This window comes from Pseudomonas sp. P7548, from assembly GCF_013386585.1.
GTDB lineage: Bacteria > Pseudomonadota > Gammaproteobacteria > Pseudomonadales > Pseudomonadaceae > Aquipseudomonas.
Genome location: NZ_JACARO010000222.1, coordinates 1 through 441, shown reverse-complemented (window position 1 = coordinate 441; position 441 = coordinate 1). Strand labels below are relative to the sequence as shown.

The window sequence follows — 441 nt, the reverse complement described above, 5'->3', positions numbered from 1 at the left end:
GCCCAGCGCAGGGCGCGTGGCGGCGAGGCCGGTTGAGGAGTTGGGTTGGACAAGGGACGGTCCTTACGGGTGAGAAACGGAAGAGGGCGCGGCGACCGGCTTGGCGGGTGCCGCGGGCAGGAAGAACATCGCCAGGGCCACCACCAGGTAGATCAGGTAGGCCCCCAGCGTGCTGACGGTCGGCGCATCCTGATAGCCGAACATCCCGGCGAGTACCGAGCCCCGGCTGTTGTTTGTCAAAAAAAATCATTGGCGTGGACTACCTGGAATAGCGGCGGATGATTGCGATCAGTTCTTCAGCGCCGTTCTGACGTTCGGCGTCGCTCAGTTCGTTGTGTGCGACGTGATGGCGCAGGTGGTCCTCGATCAGCTCTTCCAGAAGACCGACAATGGCGGGGCGTGCCGCGGCGACCTGTTGAAGGACTTGCGAACAGTCGGTGT

General features: G+C 63.0%; 1 protein-coding gene and 1 pseudogene. Both read right to left on the bottom strand.

Annotation, left to right across the window (positions count from 1 at the left end; translation table 11 throughout):
- Positions 1–63 precede the first annotated feature (63 nt).
- Positions 64–222 (bottom strand): annotated as a pseudogene (locus tag HX803_RS32415) (iron transporter); the annotation flags it as partial.
- Positions 223–259: 37 nt separating this feature from the next.
- A partial coding sequence (locus tag HX803_RS32410) for a metal-sensing transcriptional repressor (protein ID WP_178926119.1) occupies positions 260–441 on the bottom strand: 182 nt, incomplete at its 5' end.